Annotated in this window: 20 protein-coding genes; 9 read left to right on the forward strand and 11 right to left on the reverse strand. The window is 59.7% G+C overall.

The window, feature by feature from the left end; genetic code table 11:
* Positions 1–79 precede the first annotated feature (79 nt).
* The 5 genes from rplT to GSQ92_RS01130 all read right to left on the reverse strand — a co-directional run bounded on the left by rplT (position 80) and on the right by GSQ92_RS01130 (position 2218).
* A complete protein-coding gene (gene rplT, locus GSQ92_RS01110; protein WP_158801053.1) occupies positions 80–472 on the reverse strand; it encodes a 50S ribosomal protein L20 in 393 nt (130 codons plus the stop codon).
* 14 nt (positions 473–486) lie between these two features.
* Complete coding sequence (gene rpmI, locus GSQ92_RS01115; RefSeq protein WP_158801054.1) at positions 487–690, reverse strand: 50S ribosomal protein L35; 204 nt, start codon at positions 688–690, stop codon at positions 487–489.
* A 145-nt stretch (positions 691–835) separates the two neighbouring features.
* Positions 836–994, reverse strand: coding sequence for a hypothetical protein (locus tag GSQ92_RS01120; RefSeq protein ID WP_158801055.1), 159 nt, complete (start codon positions 992–994; stop codon positions 836–838).
* Between the two features lie 352 nt (positions 995–1346).
* Positions 1347–1610, reverse strand: a complete 264-nt coding sequence (locus GSQ92_RS01125) for a hypothetical protein (protein ID WP_158801056.1) — start codon at positions 1608–1610, stop codon at positions 1347–1349.
* A gap of 143 nt (positions 1611–1753) precedes the next feature.
* Positions 1754–2218 carry a DUF2147 domain-containing protein gene (locus GSQ92_RS01130; protein WP_158801057.1) on the reverse strand — a complete coding sequence of 155 codons (465 nt, stop codon included), beginning with the start codon at positions 2216–2218 and terminating at the stop codon, positions 1754–1756.
* A gap of 81 nt (positions 2219–2299) precedes the next feature.
* Here GSQ92_RS01130 and dapF point away from each other — a divergent pair, with 81 nt between their 5' ends.
* Together dapF and mtaB are read left to right on the forward strand one after the other, a co-directional pair.
* Positions 2300–3139, forward strand: coding sequence for a diaminopimelate epimerase (gene dapF, locus GSQ92_RS01135; protein WP_158801058.1), 840 nt, complete (start codon positions 2300–2302; stop codon positions 3137–3139).
* Positions 3136–4365 carry a tRNA (N(6)-L-threonylcarbamoyladenosine(37)-C(2))-methylthiotransferase MtaB gene (gene mtaB / locus GSQ92_RS01140; protein ID WP_158801059.1) on the forward strand — a complete coding sequence of 410 codons (1230 nt, stop codon included), beginning with the start codon at positions 3136–3138 and terminating at the stop codon, positions 4363–4365. Before dapF ends, mtaB begins: the two co-directional genes overlap by 4 nt.
* Before the next feature lie 630 nt (positions 4366–4995).
* On the opposite strand, the gene GSQ92_RS01145 is transcribed toward mtaB, so the two are convergent.
* A complete protein-coding gene (locus GSQ92_RS01145; RefSeq protein ID WP_159012837.1) occupies positions 4996–5820 on the reverse strand; it encodes an IS5 family transposase in 825 nt (274 codons plus the stop codon).
* A gap of 138 nt (positions 5821–5958) precedes the next feature.
* Positions 5959–6369: a hypothetical protein gene (locus tag GSQ92_RS01150; protein WP_159012838.1), complete on the reverse strand. Its 411-nt coding sequence runs from the start codon at positions 6367–6369 to the stop codon at positions 5959–5961.
* Between the two features lie 1852 nt (positions 6370–8221).
* On the opposite strand from GSQ92_RS01150, the gene GSQ92_RS01155 reads away from it, so the two are divergent.
* Positions 8222–8617, forward strand: a complete 396-nt coding sequence (locus GSQ92_RS01155; protein WP_159012839.1) for a hypothetical protein — start codon at positions 8222–8224, stop codon at positions 8615–8617.
* A 35-nt stretch (positions 8618–8652) separates the two neighbouring features.
* Positions 8653–12003 carry a CHAT domain-containing protein gene (locus GSQ92_RS01160; protein ID WP_159012840.1) on the forward strand — a complete coding sequence of 1117 codons (3351 nt, stop codon included), beginning with the start codon at positions 8653–8655 and terminating at the stop codon, positions 12001–12003.
* A 141-nt stretch (positions 12004–12144) separates the two neighbouring features.
* On the opposite strand, the gene GSQ92_RS01165 is transcribed toward GSQ92_RS01160, so the two are convergent.
* From GSQ92_RS01165 to GSQ92_RS01180, 4 genes are all read right to left on the reverse strand, one after another.
* Complete coding sequence (locus GSQ92_RS01165; RefSeq protein WP_159012841.1) at positions 12145–15255, reverse strand: DNA polymerase domain-containing protein; 3111 nt, start codon at positions 15253–15255, stop codon at positions 12145–12147.
* 32 nt (positions 15256–15287) lie between these two features.
* The gene (locus tag GSQ92_RS01170) at positions 15288–15647 is read right to left on the reverse strand and encodes a hypothetical protein (RefSeq protein ID WP_159012842.1); all 360 of its coding nucleotides are present in this window, start codon (positions 15645–15647) and stop codon (positions 15288–15290) included.
* Between the two features lie 9 nt (positions 15648–15656).
* The gene (locus tag GSQ92_RS01175; protein WP_159012843.1) at positions 15657–16013 is read right to left on the reverse strand and encodes a hypothetical protein; all 357 of its coding nucleotides are present in this window, start codon (positions 16011–16013) and stop codon (positions 15657–15659) included.
* A gap of 290 nt (positions 16014–16303) precedes the next feature.
* Positions 16304–16930 (reverse strand): hypothetical protein, encoded by a 627-nt coding sequence (locus GSQ92_RS01180; RefSeq protein ID WP_159012844.1) that lies wholly within the window; start codon positions 16928–16930, stop codon positions 16304–16306.
* A gap of 527 nt (positions 16931–17457) precedes the next feature.
* Here GSQ92_RS01180 and cas1 point away from each other — a divergent pair.
* The 5 genes from cas1 (at position 17458) to GSQ92_RS01205 (ending at position 23336) form a co-directional block, all read left to right on the forward strand.
* Entirely contained in the window at positions 17458–18588 is a 1131-nt protein-coding gene (gene cas1 / locus GSQ92_RS01185; RefSeq protein WP_159012845.1) for a CRISPR-associated endonuclease Cas1, read from the forward strand.
* A 288-nt stretch (positions 18589–18876) separates the two neighbouring features.
* The gene (locus GSQ92_RS01190) at positions 18877–20097 is read left to right on the forward strand and encodes a hypothetical protein (protein ID WP_159012846.1); all 1221 of its coding nucleotides are present in this window, start codon (positions 18877–18879) and stop codon (positions 20095–20097) included.
* A gap of 627 nt (positions 20098–20724) precedes the next feature.
* Positions 20725–21651 (forward strand): signal recognition particle-docking protein FtsY, encoded by a 927-nt coding sequence (gene ftsY, locus GSQ92_RS01195; protein ID WP_158801060.1) that lies wholly within the window; start codon positions 20725–20727, stop codon positions 21649–21651.
* On the forward strand, positions 21644–22093 hold the full coding sequence (locus GSQ92_RS01200) for a thioesterase family protein (protein ID WP_159012847.1): 450 nt from the start codon (positions 21644–21646) through the stop codon (positions 22091–22093). The genes ftsY and GSQ92_RS01200 overlap by 8 nt, the downstream gene beginning before the upstream one ends.
* 82 nt (positions 22094–22175) lie before the next feature.
* Entirely contained in the window at positions 22176–23336 is a 1161-nt protein-coding gene (locus tag GSQ92_RS01205; RefSeq protein WP_158801062.1) for a DegT/DnrJ/EryC1/StrS aminotransferase family protein, read from the forward strand.
* Positions 23337–23341: the final 5 nt, after the last annotated feature.

Here is a 23341-nt window from a genome sequence, read left to right on the forward strand (position 1 = left end):
GATACAGCAAAGGCCGCCTGCGAACAGGCGGCCCTCGGTTCTGTCACGCGACGCTTGCGCCCGTTTCCGGGCAGCGACGTCAGGCGGCGGCGGGTTCTGCCGCTGCGGCGGGCGAGGCTTCGAGGACGGCCTGCACCTGCTTCACGATGGCGCTAAAGGTCGTCGCGTCATCAAAAGCGATGGCGGCCAGGACCTTGCGGTCCATCTCGACATTGGCGAGCTTCAGCCCGTAGATGAACTGGCTATAGGTCAGCCCCTGCTCACGCACGGCGGCGTTGATGCGCTGGATCCAGAGAGCCCGGAACTCCCGCTTCTTGTTGCGCCGGTCGCGGTAGGCATATTGCAGCGACTTCTCGAGACGCTCGAGCGCGATGCGGTAATTGGTGGAGGAACGGCCGACAAAGCCCTTGGACTGAGCGAGGACCTTCTTGTGCCGGGCGTGGGTAGTCGTGCCGCGTTTTACACGTGCCATGGTTCAGTGCTCCCTCAAACCAGCCCGTAGGGGGCCCACTGCTTCACCGTCTTCGCATCCATGTCGGTGAGCGTCTGGGAGCCGCGATTGGTCCGCTTCATCTTCTGCGGGCGGTTGATCAGGCCGTGGCGCTTGTTGCCGGGGCCGGCCAGAACCTTGCCGCGTGCCGTGATCTTGAATCGCTTCTTGACCGACGACTTGGTCTTCAACTTGGGCATTTCGAACTCCTTCGGATAAGCCCCGTCCAGCGGATCCCCAATGGGATCCCGGGCGAGCGTCGTGGCCAGGCATGCCCACACAGGCCTGGCGCACAGACGAATGAGGGGCGGCGTATAGCCAAGCCGGCCCGTCTCGGCAAGTGCCTCAGCCGGCGGCCGAGGTTTGCGGTCTCAACCGGCCCTCCGCGCGGTCCGCCAGCATGCGTCCTCCGTCGAACACGGCCCCCGCTCCGTCGGAAAGCGCCCCTGTCACGTTAGCCGCTACATCGACCCGCGACAGAGCATCCATGCGATCCATAATCATAACCCTCTCGTTGGTGGCGACCCATTGTGGCGCGGGCCGATCGTGACGGCGACGAGGATTATGTGAAGCCGATGCGGCGTGCCACAGGTGGCAGCGGCCTTCGATTGAAAGCATGCGCACCAATTAATTTAGATCAGCAGTTAGAACAGACGGTTCGGCAGCGCGATCCAGTAACGTTATTATATCGCGACTATATAATTTCTATCTAGTGAGATCGGCTTACTGAGTCCCAAAGATTTATCGCCGATGCGCTGACGCGGCCGGACACATACCCAACAGCAAACATCATGTCCAAGATCCCCCGGACATGATGTTTGCAACACTTCGGTGATCGCGGCGACGCCCGAAGTGCTTAGAAAGCGGTGGCCGAAGCCTGCATTACGTGTTGGAGAACTAGCTCCCAGCGCAGCGGCGGGGTTTCGTCGTCGGTGTCATAGTCACTGTCACCATTGGAACTCCCTTCCTGCGCCTCCAACGATTGGTGTGTCTGCCGATCGAATTGGTGGTGTATCGATGTCGAAGCTGGCCCATTGGAGGTGTTCGCCGGCTGCGACTGCCATTGCCATTGCAGCCGGTAGCCCACCATCGGGGAAGACGCCGTCACGAAAGCGCTCATCAGGCCCTCCTTTGTTGCGCTCTAGATACAATCCCACTCTTGACGCGGCGCGACAACTTTAGAAGGTCGTCGCGGCACGTCGTTCGGCAGTGCGTGAAGCCTGGATGCGAAGCTCGGAATTGCGCACCGCCGCCAGAGACTTCTTAAGCGGGACTGCCCGCGATGCGTTCCCAGGTCTGCGACCGGCCGATGAGCGAAATGCCGATGAAGCCGCGCACATGGAGAATGCGGCCACCATCGCTCAGCCGCATGTGGCAGCGATAGACCTTGCCCGTCGAGGGATCGAGGATCGTGCCGCCGCCCCACTCCCCATCATCCGGCGACATGCCCCGCAGCACCTCGAGGCCCAGCACCGGCTGGCCGCTGCGATCGCCCGAACAATTATTGCAATGACGGCCGGCATCGGCCGGATCCAGCAAGCGTTCCACCCGGCCGTAGAGCAGTCCGCCCTTGTCGAAGACCTGCACCACGGCGCGCGGCTTGCCGGTATGGTCGTCGATGGCGTTCCAAAGCCCCACCACAGACGTGGTTTGAGCCGCCGCCAGCGCCGGCCAGGCGCCCAGCGCCACGGCGGCCAGAGCTGCCGTGAAAATCCGTCTTGTTGTCATTCTTTTCCCTTGTCCCGCAGCATTGGCGGGTCCCGCTGATCGCTCTTCCGAGGTCTGACCCCGGCCTCTATAAACACCGCAATGGGCATTCCATTCATCAAGATGCACGGGGCCGGCAATGACTTCGTCGTGCTCGACGGGCGGTCGAGGGTGCTCGGCCTCAGTTCCGCCCGCATCCGGCTGCTGGCCGACCGGCGGCTTGGCATCGGCTGCGACCAGCTCATCAGCCTCGAACCGGCCGACGGTGCGGACGTCTTTATGCGCATCCATAACCCCGATGGCAGCGAGGCAGGCGCCTGCGGCAATGCCACGCGCTGCGTCGCCGCTTTGCTCCAGGCCGAGACGGGCCGGCGCGACCTGACCATCCGCACCATCTCCGGCGACCTTCCCTCCACCATGCTGCCCGATGGCCGCGTCACCGTCGACCTCGGAGCGCCCCGCCTCGGCTGGGCCGAGGTGCCGCTGGCCGCCGCGATGGACACGCTGCACCTGCCGCTATCCTTCGAGGGCCGCGCGGCTGCCGCCTGCTCGATGGGCAATCCGCATGCGACCTTCTTCGTGCAGGACGTGGACGCCATCGAGCGTCTGGGTGCCGACCTGGAGAGGAACGCGCTTTTCCCCGACCGCGCCAATATAGGCTTCGCCCAGGTCCTAAGCCCCGACCGCATCCGGCTGCGAGTGTGGGAGCGCGGCGCCGGCCTCACCCTGGCCTGCGGCTCCGGCGCTTGCGCGGCACTGGTGAATGCCGCCAGGCGCGGCCTGACCGGGCGCGCGGCACGCCTGATCCTGGACGGCGGACTCCTCGACATCTTGTGGCGCGCGGACGACGGCCACGTTTTGATGACCGGCCCGGTGGTGACCAGTTTCGCCGGAGAAATCGACCTCGACGCGCTGATCCCAGCCGAAAGCCTCGCGGCGTGACCATCGAGGTTCTGAGCTTCGGTTGCCGTCTCAATACCTATGAGGGCGAGGTCATGCGAGGCCACGCCGCCGCTGCCGGCCTCTGCGACACCATCATCGTCAATACCTGCGCCGTCACCTCCGAAGCGGAGCGGCAGGCGCGGCAAACCATCCGCCGCTTATCGCGTGAACAGCCGGGCGCGCGCATCGTCGTCACCGGCTGCGCCGCGCAGATCGATCCGCTTGCCTGGAGCGCTTTGCCCGGCGTTTCCCGCGTGCTGGGCAACGTCGAGAAGCTGGACGCGGCGCATTGGTCGCCGGATGCCCCCTCCGCCGTTTCTGACATCATGGCGGCGACCGAGACCGCGGCGCATCTGGTGACGGAATTCGTCGGCCGCGCGCGGGCCTTCGTGCAGGTGCAGCAGGGCTGCGACCACCGCTGCACCTTCTGCATCATCCCCTTCGGCCGAGGTCCCAGCCGTAGCGTCGCTCTGGGTGCCATCCTCGACCAATGCCGGGCGCTGATCGGTTCTGGCTATCAGGAGATCGTGCTCACCGGCGTCGATATAACGAGCTATGGCGGCGATCTTCCGGGCAAGCCGCCGCTCGGCCAGATGGTAAGGCGACTACTGGCGCTTTTGCCCGAATTGCCGAGGCTACGGCTGTCCTCGCTCGACCCCTGCGAGATCGACGAGGATCTGTGGAAGCTGATCGCCGAGGAGCCCCGGTTGATGCCGCATCTGCATCTCTCGATCCAGGCGGGGTCCGATCTCATCCTCAAGCGCATGAAGCGGCGGCATCTCCGCGCCGACGTGCTGGCCGTGGTCGCCCGCGCGCGCGATCTGCGGCCGGGCATCGCCTTCGGCGCCGACCTTATCGCCGGGTTTCCGACCGAGACCGAGGAAACCTTCGCCGAAAGTCTGGCGCTGGTCGAGGATGCCGACCTGACCATGCTCCACGTCTTCCCCTATTCGGAACGCGCCGGCACCCCGGCGGCCCGGATGCCGAGCGTGCCTAAGGCGCTCCGCAAGGAACGAGCGGCTCGGCTACGCATGGCGGGTGCCGCCGCCGCCGCTCGCTTCGACACGAGCCGCATCGGCCGGACGGTGCGGGTGCTGGCCGAAACCGAGACCAGCGGCCATTGCGAGCATTTCCGCCCGGTCCGCCTGACGACGTCCGCGACGCCAGGCCACATTGTGGAAGCCGAGGTCACCGGCACGGACGTTCATGGCTTGCTGGCAGCGTGAACCAATCTTCTCCCCTCCCTGGAAGGGAGGGGCCGAAGGTGGGTCGGCGTGACAAAGCGAGACACGCGGCTTAACCACTCGGCGACCACGGCCCAAGCGACCCACCCCCGACCCCTCCCTTCCAGGGAGGGGGTATAGTGATCGTTAAAATTAAATACGCCGATGACCACACCCCACCTTCTAGGTCATATGGGGCTGGACCTCCAAGCTATGCGCTGGAGAACAATCACCGGCCCGCGGATGCCCGAAAGCTAGCTTTTTTTACCCTCCCCATGCGTCCGAACGATTTTGCCCGACCTCTTCTTGCTGAGGGGGCGGCCTGCGGGTCAGCCTCACTGATGGGGGCTCCGCTGGTCTCAGAAGGTGTTGTGCAGTCAACCAGAGGTTGTGATTGCAATAAGATGAAGGTCCAAGATGGGTGGGAAGCCAATAGTCCGGTTTCGGGCGATAGTCGAAAACCGGACATTTCCGCATGGCATTATCTGGACGACAGCCGTCCTGAGGCCGCGACAAGCCAATCCTTCGTGGTGAGGGGCGTCATTATGCCAGATATGGCGTCACGAACCGAGGCTGTCGGCGTTCAATCCTACTCCTGTCTCTTAGAGTCCGATCAGAATGGACGCCCTGATATCATTGTCTTGCCAGAGTGCGGGTAAGGCGCCGGACATGGGCAATAAGGGTCCATGCTGTCGAACTTGCCAGGTTTGTTTCGAAGTCTTTTCCGAGCCTGCGGCATCTCCCGAGCCACGCAAACGTCCGCTCGACGACCCAGCGCCTCGGTAGGACTTCGAAGCCCCGAGCTGCGTCAGATCGTTTGATAATCCGCACCGTCCAGCGGCCGAAGGCGAGCAGCGCGTGACGCAGCTTGTCGCCGGCGTAGCCGCCGTCAGCAAAGATGTGCCGCAACCAGGGATAAAGTCCGCGGATAGAAGCCAGCACGGCCACGGCGCCATCCCGATCCTGGATGCTGGCGACATGCACGACCAATCCGACGAGGTGACCGGCTGTATCGGTGACGATATGCCGCTTGCGGCCCATGATCTTCTTGCCAGCGTCAAAGCCACGAGGACCGCCACTCTCTGTGGTTTTGACCGATTGGCTATCGATGACGCCGGCGGTCGGACTGGCTTGCCGCCCGGCTTTCTCGCGCGACGCCATCACCAGGGCATGGTTGATCAATTCCCAGCGTCCATCCAGAACCCAGGCATAGAAGTAGCCTTGCACGGTTGAGTATGGCGGGAAGTCCTTTGGCAACTGGCGCCACTGGCATCCCGTTGAGGCGATGTAGAACATGGCCTCGACGACCGCCCGCAATTGGGTGGAGCGTCGCCGCCCGAAGCGGCGCCGCTCGGGCATGAAGGGCACGATCATCGCCCATTCCGCATCCGTCAGGTCACTTGCATAGCGTAGCCCAGCACGCCGACACTGCGGCCGAGTGATTTCAGTCCAGGCCATTGTAATTTCCGTCGTGACTCGCAATCCGATAGAATCACAACCCACTGAAATCACTCAACCCTTTCTCAGTCAGACACTTACCAAGGATGAGGTCAGCCAATGAATCAGGGGCGTCTCCAAGAATTTTGGGGGCGTTCTTCAATCGGATTCCACGGTGCAGGCCACCGGTCCAGCAATAACGATGTTAATCGTTCCTATGATGGCGTTAGGCCTGTAAAGCGCCATAAGTTGGGGGCAGTGCAGTTTTTGTCCTTGTACTTCGACATCCCGCGACAGATCCACGATACCACTTGAAATTCGCGGATTCAACAACGTCACTTGATCGTTGGCCGGTCCTTCTATCGCTGAAAATGAGCCTACAAACTGCCCTTGCTGATAGATGCCGGTCGGCAAAGGCGGCGGCGCTTGATAGAGGTAGTTATTCCCTTTCTGACCCTGGGTGATGATACCATTGTTGTTTGGCGCGTTGATCGTCGGATTGTCCTGCGCAACACCCGCAAGAGGTGCCATCAAGGTCAGCCCTAATATCAACCCGTACACCGTGCGCATCCTACTTGCCTACAGTATTTGAGCCTGTTTGATCTTGGGTAACGATACCGCTGTTGCTCGACGCACTGACCGTCGAGTTTGAAACCGCATGATCACCCTGCACTGAAGGAAACACCCCCACCATTACCAGCACTAACCCTCCCGCTCCGACAATTGACACAAAAAACAATACTGCCGACACCCTTCGCCAGAGGGGCCGAGACCAAAAGCCCTTAACATTCAGAGCTGCCAGGGAGATCGCCAGGATTCCAGTGACACCGAGCGCGAGCAGACCTACAAAAGTTCCCGCCCATCCATCACTAGTCATTGAAGCGGCCGACTCCGAGGTGCACTTTGATTATTAGACAGTGTTTTAATTTCAGTAAACTATTTCCCTCTGCGGGCAGCATTGGCTGCCGGAGAAGTGCCCATTCTCAGCGACGGGCATTCAGTGTCCGCTTCCTGGAAGTCGCTTGCGCTGTGACTACGGCGAGGGGGTCGAAGCAGGTGGTCCAAATTGCTGCTCTTGCTGCTGAATCAAACAACAACCCGCGGCTAAACTTATGACACCTTCTCGTGGAAGCTTTCACCCGGCCCAACTTCTAGCGAGCCAGTCGATCGACCTATAACGGCCCCCGGGATCAGCTGAAGTGGCCATCTTGATCATCTTTGCGAGCTGTGGGGAAAGGCGGCAAGCTCCGTCCTTGCGGATGACGAAGTCTTCGGCAGGGAAATGTCTGCCGCTTGAGCAGATCCAGAATCAGGCCGTCGACATGCGGTCGCTCGATTACAATCAGGTCGTAGGCGAAAGCGCCCGTTGGCCGCCGCATGTTGAGCTGCCGGGGATCGAAGCGATCGACGAGTTGCATTCCGGCCGAGTAGCCTTCTTACCCGTAGTGAGATTTTGCCCTCGAGCATCATGCTCGTTACGATTGAATAAATCGATGAAACAAAGGCATAATTTCTCTTTACAACTCACTCGCTAGAGGGCCGACCGTGCCAGTAAAAAGCCGTTCACTCGTGCCAGGCTAAGAGTTTCGAGCGTCCCTCACATCCAGAATCATTGAGAGACGACTGGGTTGAGAATCTATCTAGAGAGCTAGATGGAAATGGCCGAGCGGACGAGGCGTTCCATAGCTTGTTGATCGGGTAGGTACAAGTTTGCTCCAGGACTGTTCGCAGAATTGCCGCTTTGCTACCACCTTGACATGGGAGGGGCGTTATCCGCGCACTCCGGAGCGAGCTGGACCGGCCGATAGCGGGCTGGCCGCTCTTGGGTGGGCGCCAAGAAAACAGCGGACGATAAAAGCAGGTCCTTACCGGCTACCGAGCCAAGTTGGTCAACAGCATAAAAGACGCTTGATCCAGCAACTTCGGATCGTGGCAAGCGGTGTCGCTCCGTGCATGAGCCTGGCGCGGCACGACACTTAGATAGCCACTGCGCTCCGCGGCGAGGGGAAGCAGCGTCGATCGGATGCTCCCTGGTGTCGGCGGCACGTCCTGCAAACCCATGTCCAGTGTGCGGTTGAGGTGGTTCGCTGCACGGCGCGATGAGCGAGTGGCGTGCGAGGACGCCGAACCGCGCCTAGCGCCTCTAAGGGCGGCCCACCGAGAGCCGATGCCATATATCGGAATCGACTGCCGAAGTGCAGGAATTTATTTCCGACATTGAATAACAGACTTCTGTCGATCTCGAAAGTGTCGTATTTGTCGAATTTGGTGTGGACCCTTCGTGTCTTGCAGGCGTTGTGGATAAGCAGCCGGCAAAGGCTGCCGCTTCAGCGGCGACCTCTGCCCGCTCGCGCCGCCTAGAACAAGCCGTTAGCAGTGGCTAAGCGTTGCCCGCGACTTGATTGGCAAAAGGGAGAGGGGCATGCAGGTGGTTGGGTTCTGGCAGGTGTTCCTGGCCGGCGCGGGCGGTGGATGCATGATCGAGATGCTCAGGTGGTGGAAGTTGAAGGAAAGTCCCCAACTGCCGGAATACGCAAAGAGCAAGTTTTACTGGTTCATTACGCTCACGATGATTATTGCAGGCGGCTTCCTAGCTGTGCTCCACGGCTCAGCGATCCCCGTGAACGCCTTCACCGCCGTGAACATCGGTGCATCCGCCCCGGCTCTGCTCGGCGCACTTGCCGCCCAACCCGCTTCCATCAATCAGGGCAAGCCGAACTCCAGGCGCCGCGGCGACCAACTGCGCGCGGAACCAGACGCCAGCAGTGTGGCCGCCGCCACCACGCAGCCAATATGGAATTTCCTTAGCTTTCGTTGAGGTACGCAGCCTCAGCACAAAGCAGGAGACTGCAGATGAATTGGCTGAAGCGAATCGTCTTCCTAGTCCGGAGTGGATCCAGCAAAGTCACCGTCCCGACCGACGACCCCGATCTAGCGGGGCTCGTCAGTAGCTTGGGCGCGCTTCCAAAATCCCAATACGATGATTTCATCTTCCGGAACCCCGCACTGCTGTCACGGCGCCGATTTGACAAGGTGCTCGCGCTCGAGGGCGAACGGCACCTGCGGAACAAGGATTTCGCGGCTGCCGTTGCCTACCTCGAGATGTTGCGGCACGTGCTCGTCGAGGACATAGGAGCGTACCCACTTGGCCGCGGCCCAATCGAAATCCTATCGGACCAGCTGGCCAACGGGGAGATTTCCCTTGAGATGGCCTTACGCCAGGCGGCCGGCCCGAACGTAGTGTTCCATCTGTCGCTGCTCTATGTCACGGCGCTTTCCGACGCCAATGAGCGGATGGCCGGATCCGATGACTGGCGCTACGCCGTCAATTGCCATCAGTTGCTGGTGGTCGCTGTCGACTGCCTCGAGCCTTACGCCGAAGACGACGAGTTCAGGATGATGAGCGAGGCCGTCCTAACTTGGCTTCATATTGTCAGGGCGACGATCGCGAAGGTCCCCAACGGCGAGCTGTATGTTGACGCCATGACCAGAGGACGGCTTTGCGCTGAAGCCGCCAAGCAGCGCGGCGTTCTCGACGAATTGGCGTCGGCACTGCACCGTATGGGTACGCTCAATCTGGATCCGTACACCGTCGGGCATTCATCAGGCGACCCGGATTCTTATCATCGATGGCTATCCGCAGCTCGCGATACGTTTGGGAACGCCGCGGCAGCGGCCAAGCTGGCGAAACTTCCATCTCCCATGGAAGCGATCAAGATTGCGGTTGATCTGCTGACGCAGGCGAGCGAACTTCGGAGCGGAAGGCGTCTGGGACTAACCTTGAAGGCGTTGGCGCAAGCGCAAGCCAAGCTTCATGATCTCGGTGGCTCCATTGATGCACACACGGTTGCCGAGACAGCGCATCGGTCGACTTCGTTGCTGGATTCGGAAATTGACCAGGAACCGCTTCAGGTTGCAAGATTGATCATGCGGGCATTCGGCCCAAAATCAGCCGACCAAGGAAACGTGCCGACCGGCGAACCCAAGCAGGTCGATGATGACAACGAATTCGAGCAGGCGTTGCTTATCGCAAAGTCAGTCCTTGCTAACGAAATGGAGGCAACGGGGGATGAGAAAAACACAGCTCTCAGACTAGTCAACGCAGCCAAGGTGGAGATGCGGGGGCGGTTGTTCGACAAGCTCGTCTTGTTCAAGGCCGCTGACCTCCTGATGCGTGCGCATTCCGGTGGAGACCGGCTGGTCATGTTTGTGCACCAGGAATGCGTTGTGATGCTGTGCCAAGTCTTTGTTCGCGCGAGGGATGCAGAACTTCCCGACGACATCGATGGGTTGACACGATTTCTGGACGAGCAGGCTATTGTAGGCGGTTACCCTGGTAGAGGGGCGATCTTCGCTCGGGTTGCGCTTGCCGCTAGCCTGACTGCCAAGAATCGGGAAGATCTCGCACTTGAGATAATCAGGGGCGCCCATGACGACCCCGGAGAGTGGGACCGGTGGTCCCCTGCGTTCGCAAGCTTCCCCGCCGTCCTCCACACGGGTGCCGGCGAAAATTCCTTCGAGGCCGGTAGGCTTGAAGAAGCCATCCAATGCTACCTCGAAGGCTTTGCCGAATATCTGCGGGTCAATGTCCCGACGCCGGCAGTCGACTTGCTGTTGCGTGCGGTCGACATCGCGCAACAGCTCAAAACCATTGACCTCGTCCCGCTCCTTCCGTCACTCATCCCTGCAATCATGAACGCCGAGCGAATTGGCGACGTAGCAGTCACCTACACGCACCTGCTTTGCCGCGAGTTGCTGGCAGCAACTTACCGCGCGGGGACGGGTGAACCCCGTGCGCTTGCGATGATGTTCCACTTGGCAAAGGGATTCCGGTTCGGCGAACTCGTCGGCGTGGGCGCCATCGAGGGTTTGCAAGAGACTGACGCCGATCGAAAACTCATCGACTCCATTATAGGACTGGAAGCCGTGGTGCCTCGCTTGCAGTCCGTGCCCGCTAAGCGGGTCAGCGAGGGCAGCCTTTGTAGCTACCTAGGGGTTACCGAGGCCGCCCCTGGCGGCGATGGTGGGGAAAGGCTGAGAAACCTAAGACACAGCTTCGATCGCCGCCAAGTCGAAAAAATGATTCGCGCCGTTAGGCCTACACTAGCCCGCACCATGAAGACATTGGACAGGTTTGACGATTTGCTCGGGCCGGACGATGTGCTGCTGAGCTACTACTTCGGCGCTGGGAGGAATGGGAAGCAGGCACTGTTTTGCCTACTTTCGACCTCAACCGACGTGTCACTCGTGGTCAATGAGAATCTAGCCGACTGGACAGACGAGGTGGATATATCGGGCAGGCTGGTCATGGCTACGAGGACGACCGTGCTGCAGGAGGCGCCGCCTGGAAGCCACATCTCCGCAGCCGGTGCACGAGCGTTGGAGGTGCTGGGCACCTTCATGCTCCCGCCGGACATCAAACGCCTGCTGGCGGAGAAGCGCGACGAGGGTAAGAGACACCTGTGCATCATTCCCCATCATGCCACACACTTCTGCCCCATCCACTTGGCGGATTTGGGCGGCGGACGGTTGCTGGCCGACGAATGGATCGTGACCTACATGCCAAGCTTGACGGTTCTCGGTCAGGACTCGCTCAGAGAAGGCGCTGAACGCTCCAAAATTGCGGTCTTCGGCATGGCGTTCCTCGAAGGTCAGGATGGATGGGGCTGTTTGCCGGAAGCCGCGACCGAGGCGCGGGCCATCTCCCAATTCTTTGGTACTGAGCCAATCCTGGATCGTGAGGCGTCCGTCGAGCGGGTGCTGGAAGCGTTTCGGACATCGCGCCGGGTCCATATCGCCTCGCATGGACGGCACAACGCGGAGGCGCCCGCCTTCCAGTGCGTCATTCTCCACGGCGCCGACAGCATGCGTCCCCTCTCCGCGTACGAACTCCAGGGGATGGACTTCGCAGGATTAGACCTCGTCAGCCTCTCCGCATGCGAGACGTCCCTTGGTCGCGTGGACCTGATGGACAACCTCCGGGGGCTGTCCGCGACCCTGTTCATGGCCGGCGCCAGAACTGTCGTTGGCACCCTGTGGCCGATTGATACGGACGCTGCCGAGTTCTTCTTCACCGAGTTCTACCGAGCAATCTCATCAGGGGACGGAAAGCTCGCCGCGTTCGACGCCGCCCAAGGGCTAACCCGCGCACGCTTCCCAACGTACAGTGATTGGGGTGCGATGTACCTTTCCGGAAAGTGGTGATAGCCGATCAAGCGCACCGCCGGTTGGCGTAGGCAAATTCAGCGCGCGGCTTCTCTCAGTGCTACGCCCTACAGTCGACAGGCAGGGGTGCCATGACACGCGTGCCGAGAGCCAAATGGTCGTCCGGAGGGATCACTCATCTCACATGGCCACTTTGGATCGCTTTCGCCGCTTCAGTTTCCGTCTCAAGTTTGATGGATCGACGCCAATCCCCCGCGCAACCTTGCGCAGGCCCACGCGATCGACACGCTTCGCGATAGTCAATCCTGCTTCAGCTTCCTCCCGCCTAGCCGAATCTGCGTTCCTAACTGCTCTCTGTAGTCCAGAAAGAAGCTCCGGAAACCGAGCACTATCTGGTGTGATGGCTCCTCTTTTGACGAGTTTTTTTACCCTCTGGTTTGTTACCCCTAGAACGCGAGCGGCGGCGGCGACGCCCATAGCATCGACAAAGTTCTGAAGAAGATCCGTGAAAGCGGCCCATTCCTCCGGGTTGATATTGTAGTCGACGATGGCGTCTTTGTCGAAGCCCAGGATCGCCTGTCGCTCCCAGTCGTTAGATTCTTTACCGATATGGCGCACACTATCGACCTGAATGTGTCGGCGGGAAGTGATGCCGCGGTCGAGGTAGTCTCCGTTGAGGAATTTTGTCTCTGGGGAAATGTGATATTGCGCCAACGCATCGGCGTAGCTACGCAGCGCCGAGACAAGCAGTAGCGCGCCTGTCTCGCGATCGAAGACGTGCAACAAGGCCCTATTATGATCACTATCGAAGGGCGCAACCGGTTTGATCGCCGTGATCCTCTTCCGGCGCCCTCGTCTGACCTCGACAAGCTTTCCGTCACGCTCGAAAATGCGGGCCGCCGACATTGTTAGAAGGAAATTGAATGGTTTAACCTGGTCTCGATAGGATCGGCCTGCGTTGTAGGATTTAAACCAGCTGAGCAAGTCTGGCGAGCTAGCGGAATAGCGGCTAATAGCCGGACCCTGGAGCGTCGGATGATAGTTTAGGCTGACTTGATCAGGCTCACCCTTTAGCGCGGCGACCACAATTTGATGCCAGAGATCGCAGTGCCATCGTAGCGTGCCATCCTTCAACACCGACACGTCAGGTGTCGGAAAGCAGATAGGCGGATCGTCCTCGCCATAGGGTGGTCGCAGATGGCCAAGCCCGTGGGCGGAGACTTTCCGCATGATCGGACTGCTGTTTTCAGTCAGGTTAAATAGCACGTAGCGCTTTGACGAAACCGCAAAGCAGTAGAGTGGTTCTGGTTGGTGGGTGGCGATGCGGTTGTTTACATCCTCGATCTTCAGGATAGAGCCGGCAAAATTGTATGGGTTAAGCCCCTCGAACCAATGGGCAATCGCTTCCACTTTGCCGCGGAACACTTCCGGGTCCAGGCCGGCTGGCTTGGCGATAGCCATGCTGTCGGTATCGCAGAATACCCAGTCGAGACCGTGGTATGAAATCAGCCTCTCAGTCATCGCCAGCATGAGACGAGCAGCGCCGGTAATCAGCGTCGCCAGCAGCGGGTGAAAGAAGGTGCCGGGCATCTCGACCTTATCCACGAGCTGCTCTAACGCTTGTCCAGTCGCGCTATGTATTTCGACGGTTTGCGGCTGCGGCCGATAGTCGACGTTTATCTCGACCCAGATACCGTAACTCGTCGAGTTGGCGCAGATTTTGATAGCATGTTGCTCGGTATCGAGCCGGTCTTGTTCGAAGAGAGCTTCTGCCGACTTCATTGCCTTCTTGACCGACTGACGTAGTTCAATGACCCTCTGGAAAAAGTCGCCCGTCCTCGGATCGACGGCATAGTCGGGATTGCCGGCAACCGCGATGGGCTTTAGTCCCGACTGAACGCCTTGAGGCGCGAACGAAATCGCCTCAACGACCTGCGGAGCCTTCCCGCTCAGCAGTTTGGCTGCGATGCAGTCTGCCAAGGTGAACCATAACGGCTTCTCAGCACTGAGGTAGTTCGCGCCGATCGTCGACTGAGCGGCGCCGCCGTAGGCCGCACGGACGGGGAAGATGTCCGCGTCTGGTAAGACCCGCACAAGCACGGCCAGCGAGCCCCAAGTGGCCTTCGATTGTAAGCCGTTGAGGTCAACTTTATTCAGGAAGAGCTTCGTCTCCACCGTTGCGTCGTGCCAGTCTAGACCGTCTGCAATCGCGAAGCGCCACAACCCCATGAGTGTGCAAACCGTGGGATACATCGACAGAAAGTCGCATAGGATGACTTGCCGTATTTCTCGTCGGATACGGACCTCTGACCGGCCGCCGTAATAGGTGCCCATAACGCGCCCGATCAGATCGGTCGGAAAATCGGGCTGGACTTCACGCCACGGGCGGACGCCCATCGCTCGGATATAGCCCTTGCCGATACCGGCCTCGCTGTAGATTTTCTCAGGGAGGCTTTCGGCGAGGTGGAGACTGTTAAAGCGGTGGATCAGCTCGACGTAACATTCCCAGGTCGCCTGCACGTCCCTGACGGCATAGCGTATCATCTCCTCCGTGATTGATTCGTCGAAAGCATCGAATTCAAGCTTGGGGTTCTGCACCTGTAAGAATTCAGATAGCCGATTCAGGGTGAAGCCCCTCGCCAGGAGTGCATTGGCGAGGGTGGACACATCGATAAAATGACCACGCCTGATCCCGGTAGAAAGGTTCCGCCGTCGCTGACCGCGACCATCCCGCTGACCCATGGTCGCAGCGAAGGAGATCAAGGCCGCTTTACGTGATAGATGCTTGATCCGAACGTTGGGGTAAATCTTCTGCCGAGAGAGCCTGAAGGTGAAGCCACCTTGCATCACGGCCGCAGATTCGCTGCTGCCTGGCGTCCGCGCCGACCCGTGGGAGATCGCAAGCCGAGAGATATCGAAGGGCAGGTTGAAGCCCACGATCGCAGCTCGCAGCTTGTAGGCGCGCTCGAAGAAGATGTCGTCGACGAATGAGCTGCGGTCGCGCAAGGTAAGCCCTTCCCTTTCGGCATGCTGCCGCAGGACGCCCATTTCCTCGGACGTGACGCCTTCGGGGTCAAAGAAGATGCCTTTTTCATCTAGGCTATCGCCATTTCGCAGTTGATAGGCGCCAAAGCGCAGCGCTTGGCCAGCATTCGTAGTCGTTTCAGTATCGAAGACGAGCGTCCACTTCGACGCCCGAAGAGTCGGCTTCTTCTTCCGGCCGGGTTTCCCGGCACCTTTAGCAGGCTCGATTCCTTTTTTGACTGCGTAAGCTCGGACCGCGACGGTCATCTCTTCAGCCTCAGGAGGTGCTGAACGGGTCATTACGCCACCTCTCGGTGAGCATAGGCGTGTTCGACGAGCTGCCGACCAAAGTCGGTGAGCCGATCACCGGCAAGTCGAAGCAAAGAGGCAAGACCGAGCAGAAAGTTTCCGATGCTAACCAGCGTAGGATCTGACGCGACCTGTGCTTCGGGATGATCCTGCTGATCATCGCTTACTTGGCGGTGGCAATTTCGGCAGAGGATCACCGTCGCGTCGCCATTCTTCTGGCCAGCGACATGATGTAATTCCAGCGCCCGATAATCGGTGTGGCCGCAGACACCACAACGCGGCTCATCTGTCCCCAGAGCTTCCAAGCGCTTCTGCTTGCGATGCTCTTTAGCAAGTTCATGGGAGTTCATGTTTATCTCTCAGATTGTTAAACGGTAAACGTCGTGGAAAAACTCGTCACCAGCGGCGAAAATGCGGTGGAGGGCGTTCGGGTCGTTTTCCAGCGGATGGGACCGACCGGCCGTGTCTTTGACCGACAGACCCTCAAAAGGCTTGAGCCTGTCGATATCGTTGGTGCGGATGAAAGAACGCGCTGCCGACAGATGCTGTCCCGCTCGAGACGCCTCGTCGAACCCAGCCAATAGGAGGGTCTTCTCCTGACCCTTGGAAAGGACCCGCATCTGTCTTGGTCGCCGATCGTTGATCTTGAGGCTTGGGCCTCGGCCAGAGGCCTCGACAGTCTCGCGAAGAAATCGTCGGAAGCGCTCGGGCGACACCCCTACATCCCTAGCGGCCGCCTGCTGGCTTCGAGACTTCCGATAAAGCCGAAGAGCTGCTTCGAGGCGACTCTGATCAGCTTTGGACGCGGCGCGGACTGGCGCCTCGCCGGCTCGGGCATGACCCCGAGCTTGTGCCCGGCTTAAGCCTCGTGCCCCAGCCCGCTCTAGGCGCCGTTCATATTCCGCTTGATAGTCCCGTGACCGAGCCACTTACGCCACCACCCTGGTTGCCGAAGGGCAGACTGGCTCCGCAAGTCCGGTTTAGTATATTGATTCAACTGGAAGATTTAGCTTCTTCCGGTTTCTTCCAGTTCCTTCCGGAAGCGCTTCAGGTGATCTCGAAGAGTGCGCGATGATATAAGAATTTCGGGGTGCCCATGTTCCCGAGCCCGCTGCCGGTAGAGTGAGACGAATTTCTCGAGCAGGCGCTCGGCCGGCATCTTGATTGTTGATGGATCGGCTTCGTGCAGTTCGCGCAAGACATCTCGTGCCGGGCCGTAAGTAGACCGTCGGCCAGTCTTCGACGGGGCCTCCTTAAGCCCTTCGTCTCTCTCATTTTTGGCTGGATTTGAGGCGTGGGTTGACTTGACAATCCTGACGCGTTCATAACGCCACCCGGACGCTGTGATGACATCTTGGTCGCATTCGGCAACATTGGGGCGAAGCTCGAAACAGTGGCCGGGGATCAATACCGGTCCGTCAGCTACGACGGGAGATACCTGAAAGCCCCAAGATTCTAAATCTCCGGAAGAGATCAGATCAAACAAATCACCGTACATCAGGAACTTATGAGCTTCGATTGCGGCTACCGAATCAAGATCCCGAAATTTCCCCCGGGCATATTCATCCGCAAATTCAACGAATGCGCGATCTAGTTCGATCCCGGACCGCCAAATGCGTAACTGTTCTTCCATTACTCGAAGTAGATCCGATTGCTGCAAAATCCTAATAGGGGCTACATCGGAACGTCGCGGAACGCCATATGGTAAAGATTCACAGTATCCGTGGGTTGCCCGGCCCATCCGAGCCCTTAGAGCGCTTCATGCCGCCAATCCGGATAAAAATTGCAGATGTTTTCCCAAATTGGCTGGATTACTACTTCGGGACCCTTCAAAAAAAATGCCCATTTTGGGCAGTGCGATAATTCCCGATATACGGTAATGATCGGTCGGCAATTCGGTGTTACACTCGCAATATAGAGATCGGACATTCGACCACGAAAGTCCTGCGGGCTACGGTCAATCCACTTGCAATTGCAAAACTTCATCTTCGCAAACAGGGCCCCAAAGAATCGCGGCCGCAATCCCTAGCCTGCTTCTGTCGCCCGGTCTTCAATGATTTTGCGAGATCGGGGAAGGAGCTTCTAATGATTCTCCATTGACGATTGATACGATCCGGCATAAAGAATTGGTAACTGATCCCCACTTTCATATTCGTCAGTATGACCCACCGGAAAGAACCTGAGCAAATTCCCGAGCGAGATGGTTGGGCCGAGCGATCGGAGTATTGGATCTCAGAGATCTCTAAATCGTCGCGGCGTCGCAAATTGAGGGAACGTCAATCGGAACCGCTTATTTTATGTGGCCATGGGATCTCTCTGCGGATCCAGAATGGAGCGCTCATTGTTCGAGAGGGCTTTACGCACCACCCGCAGGAAACCACCCTCCATCGGTTCTTCAGGGGTGACCTTAACTTGCCCACGCGCCTTATATTGTTGGACGGCAGTGGCACCCTGTCCTTCGACGTCATGACGTGGCTAGTGGAACAAGGTGTCTCGCTCATTAGGATGACCTGGGACGGCCAATATTGCGCCTTGGTCAGCGGTTCGGCTTTTCCCTTAGTGCCAGCAAAGGTTGCTTTCCAGCGGCGGCTGCAGGCCGACAGGCTCGTCCGGCTGCAATTCAGTATTGGCCTCATCGCGGAGAAGCTGCGCGGATCCATCACCACGCTCCACAGTTATCTACCATCGGAAGCTGCGGTGGCCGCCATCGAGAAGGCCGAGAAGGGCTTGTCGATGCTCGATCACCTGGATACGGACGACATGCAGAAAGTCCGCGCCATCGAAGGCCAATGTGCCGCGGCGTATTTTGGGGCTTGGCGCACTGTCACCCCGCAGTGGATCGGCGAGAAGCGCTTTCCTATGCCCAGCGACTGGAAGATTTACTGGTCACGTAGCTCCCTGCGGACGAAGCGCACGCCCACCAACAGCCGCGCCGGTCATCCTGTCAATTCAATGCTCAACTACGCTTACGCGGTGAAAGTCTCACTCCTCCAGGAACAACTGACTGCCCGCGGTTTCGATCAGCGTCTCGGCGTCATGCATCACTCCAGAGACGAATACGCTGCTTTCGCCTACGACCTGATCGAAATCGAGCGACCGCATGTGGACGGTCTGATTCTGGATCTGCTTAAGCGGCAGACATTCTCTGCCGCCGACTTCGTCATCCGCAAGGACGGAGCCTGCCGCCTTTCTCCACAGCTCGCAAAGATGATCGCCAAGATGGTCACTTCAGCCGGTGCCGGCGGCCGCTACAGGTCGATCGACTGGCTCGCCAGAAATTGGGCCGGGTGAAAGCTTCTATGAGTGGGTATCATAAATTCAGGCGCGGATTGTTGTTTTATGCAGCAGCAGCCGAATTTAGGCCTCTCGCCTTGGACCCATGCCCGGCGTCTGGGGCAACGTTATCGGACGGGTCCTCGACTGAAGGCGGCATAACGAGCGGGCCCTGCGCCGCGGCGCCTCCGCCGAATGCTTTGCGACCCCCGCGTTAGTGTCGAGGCGCGGCGATCCCGAAGCGGGTATTGATCTGTTTTGTTTGCAGCTACTCTTTTAACTCGGAATTGAGATTCGAGGTAAGCTATGTCGGAAGACAACGAAGTTCCGTGCGCGGCGCCGACCGCTTGGACACTTGGAGATGACATCGACTGGAACGCTCCTTGGGTAGAAGTATATTTGCGCGTGGAACTTCCGTTTTGGATGATGGTTGCGCCAACCGATCTCGAAGTGGAAATCAACGGACACAAGTTTCCGGTGACGGTTTCGGATCATTTCTTTGAATACTCGTATGGTCACATGTCGGATTCCAAGCACACCGTGCTGATTCGTGGCTCACGAAAAAGCAGCGAAGATCTTCGGCCGATTACTGATTATATCCGGACGCAGCAGCCCGAAGCTCATCTATCCGAACGAAAATGCAAGACCATTGTCAGAATGACTACGAGATGTAACTCCTCTGTAGCCACGAAAATATACAAGGTTGGAAAAGGAGGGGCGATTCCGCCAAGTGCTGCACGATATATTGAGGATTTATCCCGAGGTCATCTGGCGGTCGTTAATCGTGTGATTCAAGCTTATCGCTTGGCAACCTATGACTATTTCGCCCACGAAGTAGCGGCCTGGGACGTTCCTTTTTGGTATATCGACTTCAAGAATGGTGCAGAAGTGACGGCCACTTTAGTGCCATGTAAGGGATGGGATCATAAGCCATTCTTGTTCACGAGGGACGGCGGCCCTCCGGCACCCATATCCTATCTAGACCCTGCGACATTCCGCGACGCAATGGATCTTTCCGCTTCCCCCGGCGAGGCTGAACTAATGGACGCGATCAACTTGATGGAGCGCGGCGACTACGGGGGAGCCGTAAGGCGCGTAGTGACATCTTTGGAGGTTTTGGTCGAGGCACAACTTCGAGATGCGTTAACGATCGCAAGCGATGCCGAAGCTGCAGCGACCTATCTCGCGGAGACTGAAGACGCATTCCTTAAGCGGGTCGGGAAGTTATGCGGACTGAGAAAGAGCAAGCTTCCATTCTGGAGGCAGATTAAGGATGCGCGAACCTTGAGACACAAAGTCGTTCATGGTGGATTTAGGTTAGAGCCCCGCGAGCGGGGGAAGTGGCAGAAAACGGTCGACGTATTGCGTTGGGCCTACAATTGGTTTGAAGACGATCCAGTTAAGCGCGACGTTCGAGAGAAGCGCATCGCCTTGCGGTCGCTGGGCCGCGATATGACGGCAGGCATATTTAGACCAGTCATCAAGCACGATGGCATTCATCTTTCGCCAATCGATCCACAGTCATGAAGGCTCACTCATCTGCTCAAACAACTGTGTCATTCAAAGAAAGGTATGAGCTCAGCCGCGACTACTGCCCGTCGTCCGGCCTCCGCTCGTCGTGAGGCAGTTCATGGGGATCGTCCGCTCGAATGGCAGCTTTTCGCCGGAGCGGCCGTTCGCATTGGACGCGCTGATGATCGGGACTGGTCAAAAGCTTGAGACATGGGCTACCGGCAATCGGGTCCCCCTCTTCACTTTGTCCCAAAAAAGACAGGCGGCTTCCCACCCGATCTCTCGGCTCTTCATCTTCTTCACTCAACCAAAGGTTGAGTTTGAATGCCTTCTGAGACCCGCAGACCCCCATCAGTGAGGCGATAGATGATCATCCCTCTGACCTGCAGGCCGATCCCTCAGCAAGATGAGGTCGGGCAAAATGGTTCGGACACATCACTGAGGGTTAAAAAAAACAGCCCGCTTTCGGGCATCCGCGGGCCGGTGATTGTTCTCCAGCGCATAGCTTGGAGGACCACCCCATATGACCTAGAAGGTGGGGGTGTGGTCATCAGCGTATTTTCTTTCAACGATCACTATACCCCCTCCCTTCCAGGGAGGGAGATCCACCGCACATAAACATATCTTTATGAGTGATCGCTGATGGCGCTGTCCGGTTTCTTCTCGCGGCTGAAGGAGGGGCTCACTCGCTCCACTCAGAAGCTCAGCAGCGGCATCACAACCGTCTTCGTCAAGCGCAAGCTGGACGAGGCGGCGCTGGAGGAGTTGGAGGAGCTGCTGCTGGCCGCCGATCTCGGACCCCGCGCGACCCGCCATGTGCTCGGCGAATTCCGCAGCACCCGCTTCGGCAAGGATGTGACTGACGAGGAGATCAAGACGGCCCTCGCCGAGGAGATCACCAAGATCCTGGAGCCCGTCGCGGTGCCGCTGATCATCGACCGCAGCCACGCGCCGCATGTCGTGCTGGTGGTCGGGGTGAACGGCACCGGCAAGACCACAACGATCGGCAAATTCGCCCAGTATTACCGCGAGCAGGGTTTCCGCCCCATGCTGGTGGCGGGTGACACCTTCCGCGCCGCCGCTGTCGAGCAATTGCAGATCTGGGGCGACCGCACCGGCGTCCCAGTGGTCTTCGGCAAGCCCGAGACCGATGCTGCTGGCCTCGCCTTCGGCGCGCTGGAACGCGCGCGGGCCGAGGGCGCCGACCTTCTTCTGATCGACACCGCCGGCCGGCTGCACAACAAGACCGCGCTGATGGACGAGCTGACGAAGATCATCCGGGTGATCCGCAAGCTCGACCCGACCGCCCCCCATTCCGTGCTGCTGGTGCTGGATGCGACCACCGGCCAGAACGCGTCCAACCAGGTCGAGGTGTTCCAGGACATGGTGGATGTCGACGGGCTGATCGTGACGAAGCTCGACGGCTCGGCGCGCGGCGGCATCGTGGTGTCACTGGCGGCCGAGTTCGAGCTGCCCATCCATGCGGTCGGCGTGGGTGAGCAGGCGGGCGACCTGCGCCCCTTCGTCGCCGCCGAATTTGCCCGTGGCCTGGTCGGCGCGGATGGCTGACCGCCTAGTGACCGAACCCGACCCCACACTCCGCGAAACCTATCGCCTCTGGGGCCGCGAGACGGTGCGCTTCTCCGACACCGACGCGCTCGGTCACGTCAACAACGTGGCCTATGCCGCCTTCCTCGAGACCGGCCGCACCACCTTTGGCCTCGCCTGCGGCCTGCCGGTTGGTGCGGCTGGGACGACGATCGTTCTGGCGCGCGTCGAGATCGACTACCGGGCGGAGGTGCGCTGGCCGGCGCAGCTCGACATCGGTGTCGGCCTCGTGGCGCTCGGCCGGAGTTCGATGACCTTGATCCAGGGTATCTTCCAGGGCGAGCGCTGCGTCGCGACAGGGCGTGAGGTCATGGTGCTGCTCGACACGGCAACCCGGCACTCCACGCCATGGCCTGACAGGCTGCGGGAGGTTCTGACGGAACAGGCCCTGGTCGCGGGATAAAGGCCGGCGCAAGCGCTGATGCATCATAGACGTGTTGCGCTTCCGCTTTGCAGACCGCGGTTCGCCTTCTAGAAGCACCTCCATGCATCGGCCGACCTCCCTCCCCGTTCCGTTCCTCGACCTCAAGGCGCAGCAGGCGCGGATCGGGGATGAGATGCGGCGGCGCATCGATACTGTTCTCGCCCACTGCCAATTCGTTCTGGGACCGGAGGTAGTGGAGCTTGAGGCCGAACTCGCCCGCCGGGCAGGCGCCGCGCATTGCGTCGCGGTGAGTTCCGGCACGGATGCCCTGCTCATCGCCTTCATGGCGGAGGGCATCGGTCCCGGCGACGCCGTCTTCCTCCCCGCCTTCACCTATACCGCGACGGCCGAGGTGCCGCTTCTGCTCGGCGCCACGCCGGTCTTCGTCGATATCGATCCGCTGACCTTCCAGATCGACCTCGGCAGTCTCGAGGACCGGATCCTCGCCACGGCGGCGGCCGGAAAGCTGCGTCCGCGAGCAGTGATCGGCGTCGATCTCTTTGGCCAGCCGGCGGATTGGCCTACGATTCGCGCGCTCGCCAAGAAGCACGCACTCTTCACGCTCGACGATTGCGCTCAAGCTTTCGGGGCCTGGCTGGGAGACCGCCCGCTCGGCGTTGAGGCCGATGCGACGGCGATCAGCTTCTTTCCCTCCAAGGCGCTGGGTGCCTATGGCGATGGCGGGGCGCTGTTCACCGAGAGTGAGGAGCGCGCGGCGCTCTATCGCAGCCTGCGGACCCATGGCGAGGGCAAGCTGCGCTACGACGTTCAACGGATCGGCATCAATGGCCGCCTGGACACGTTGCAGGCGGCAGTCCTGCTCGCCAAGCTCACTGTCTTTGACGACGAGCTAAAGGCGCGGGAGCGAGTGGCGAAGCACTACGATCGGCGCCTGGGCAATCTCCTGACGGTTCCCGCGCGCGTGCCGCAAAGCGCCAGCGCCTGGGCGGTCTATGCGGTTCTTCTTGCGGATGATGCCGCGCGCACCCGCGTTCAGGAGGCGTGCCGCGCCGCCGGGATCGCGACCGCCGTCTACTACCCGAAGCCGCTGCACCACCAGCCCGCCTATGCAACGCATCATGACGGCGCCGGCTTGCCGGTGGCCGAGAATGTGGCGACCCGGATCATGGCGCTTCCCATCCATCCCGATCTGACCGAGGCACAGCTCGACCATGTTTGCGACACCGTGACAGCGGCGCTGACGGCGCCAGCGCTGACCTGACGCAG

Source organism: Acidisoma sp. S159 (assembly GCF_009766125.1).
Lineage (GTDB): Bacteria > Pseudomonadota > Alphaproteobacteria > Acetobacterales > Acetobacteraceae > Acidisoma.

Coding starts and splice junctions, on each gene's coding strand:
- rplT (WP_158801053.1), bottom strand. CDS start 472: ATGGCACGTGTAAAACGCGGCACGACTACCCACGCCCGGCACAAGAAG.
- rpmI (WP_158801054.1), bottom strand. CDS start 690: ATGCCCAAGTTGAAGACCAAGTCGTCGGTCAAGAAGCGATTCAAGATC.
- GSQ92_RS01120 (WP_158801055.1), bottom strand. CDS start 994: ATGATTATGGATCGCATGGATGCTCTGTCGCGGGTCGATGTAGCGGCT.
- GSQ92_RS01125 (WP_158801056.1), bottom strand. CDS start 1,610: ATGAGCGCTTTCGTGACGGCGTCTTCCCCGATGGTGGGCTACCGGCTG.
- GSQ92_RS01130 (WP_158801057.1), bottom strand. CDS start 2,218: ATGACAACAAGACGGATTTTCACGGCAGCTCTGGCCGCCGTGGCGCTG.
- dapF (WP_158801058.1), top strand. CDS start 2,300: ATGGGCATTCCATTCATCAAGATGCACGGGGCCGGCAATGACTTCGTC.
- GSQ92_RS01145 (WP_159012837.1), bottom strand. CDS start 5,820: ATGGCCTGGACTGAAATCACTCGGCCGCAGTGTCGGCGTGCTGGGCTA.
- GSQ92_RS01150 (WP_159012838.1), bottom strand. CDS start 6,369: ATGCGCACGGTGTACGGGTTGATATTAGGGCTGACCTTGATGGCACCT.
- GSQ92_RS01155 (WP_159012839.1), top strand. CDS start 8,222: ATGCAGGTGGTTGGGTTCTGGCAGGTGTTCCTGGCCGGCGCGGGCGGT.
- GSQ92_RS01160 (WP_159012840.1), top strand. CDS start 8,653: ATGAATTGGCTGAAGCGAATCGTCTTCCTAGTCCGGAGTGGATCCAGC.
- GSQ92_RS01165 (WP_159012841.1), bottom strand. CDS start 15,255: ATGACCGTCGCGGTCCGAGCTTACGCAGTCAAAAAAGGAATCGAGCCT.
- GSQ92_RS01170 (WP_159012842.1), bottom strand. CDS start 15,647: ATGAACTCCCATGAACTTGCTAAAGAGCATCGCAAGCAGAAGCGCTTG.
- GSQ92_RS01180 (WP_159012844.1), bottom strand. CDS start 16,930: ATGGAAGAACAGTTACGCATTTGGCGGTCCGGGATCGAACTAGATCGC.
- cas1 (WP_159012845.1), top strand. CDS start 17,458: ATGACCCACCGGAAAGAACCTGAGCAAATTCCCGAGCGAGATGGTTGG.
- GSQ92_RS01190 (WP_159012846.1), top strand. CDS start 18,877: ATGTCGGAAGACAACGAAGTTCCGTGCGCGGCGCCGACCGCTTGGACA.
- ftsY (WP_158801060.1), top strand. CDS start 20,725: ATGGCGCTGTCCGGTTTCTTCTCGCGGCTGAAGGAGGGGCTCACTCGC.
- GSQ92_RS01200 (WP_159012847.1), top strand. CDS start 21,644: ATGGCTGACCGCCTAGTGACCGAACCCGACCCCACACTCCGCGAAACC.
- GSQ92_RS01205 (WP_158801062.1), top strand. CDS start 22,176: ATGCATCGGCCGACCTCCCTCCCCGTTCCGTTCCTCGACCTCAAGGCG.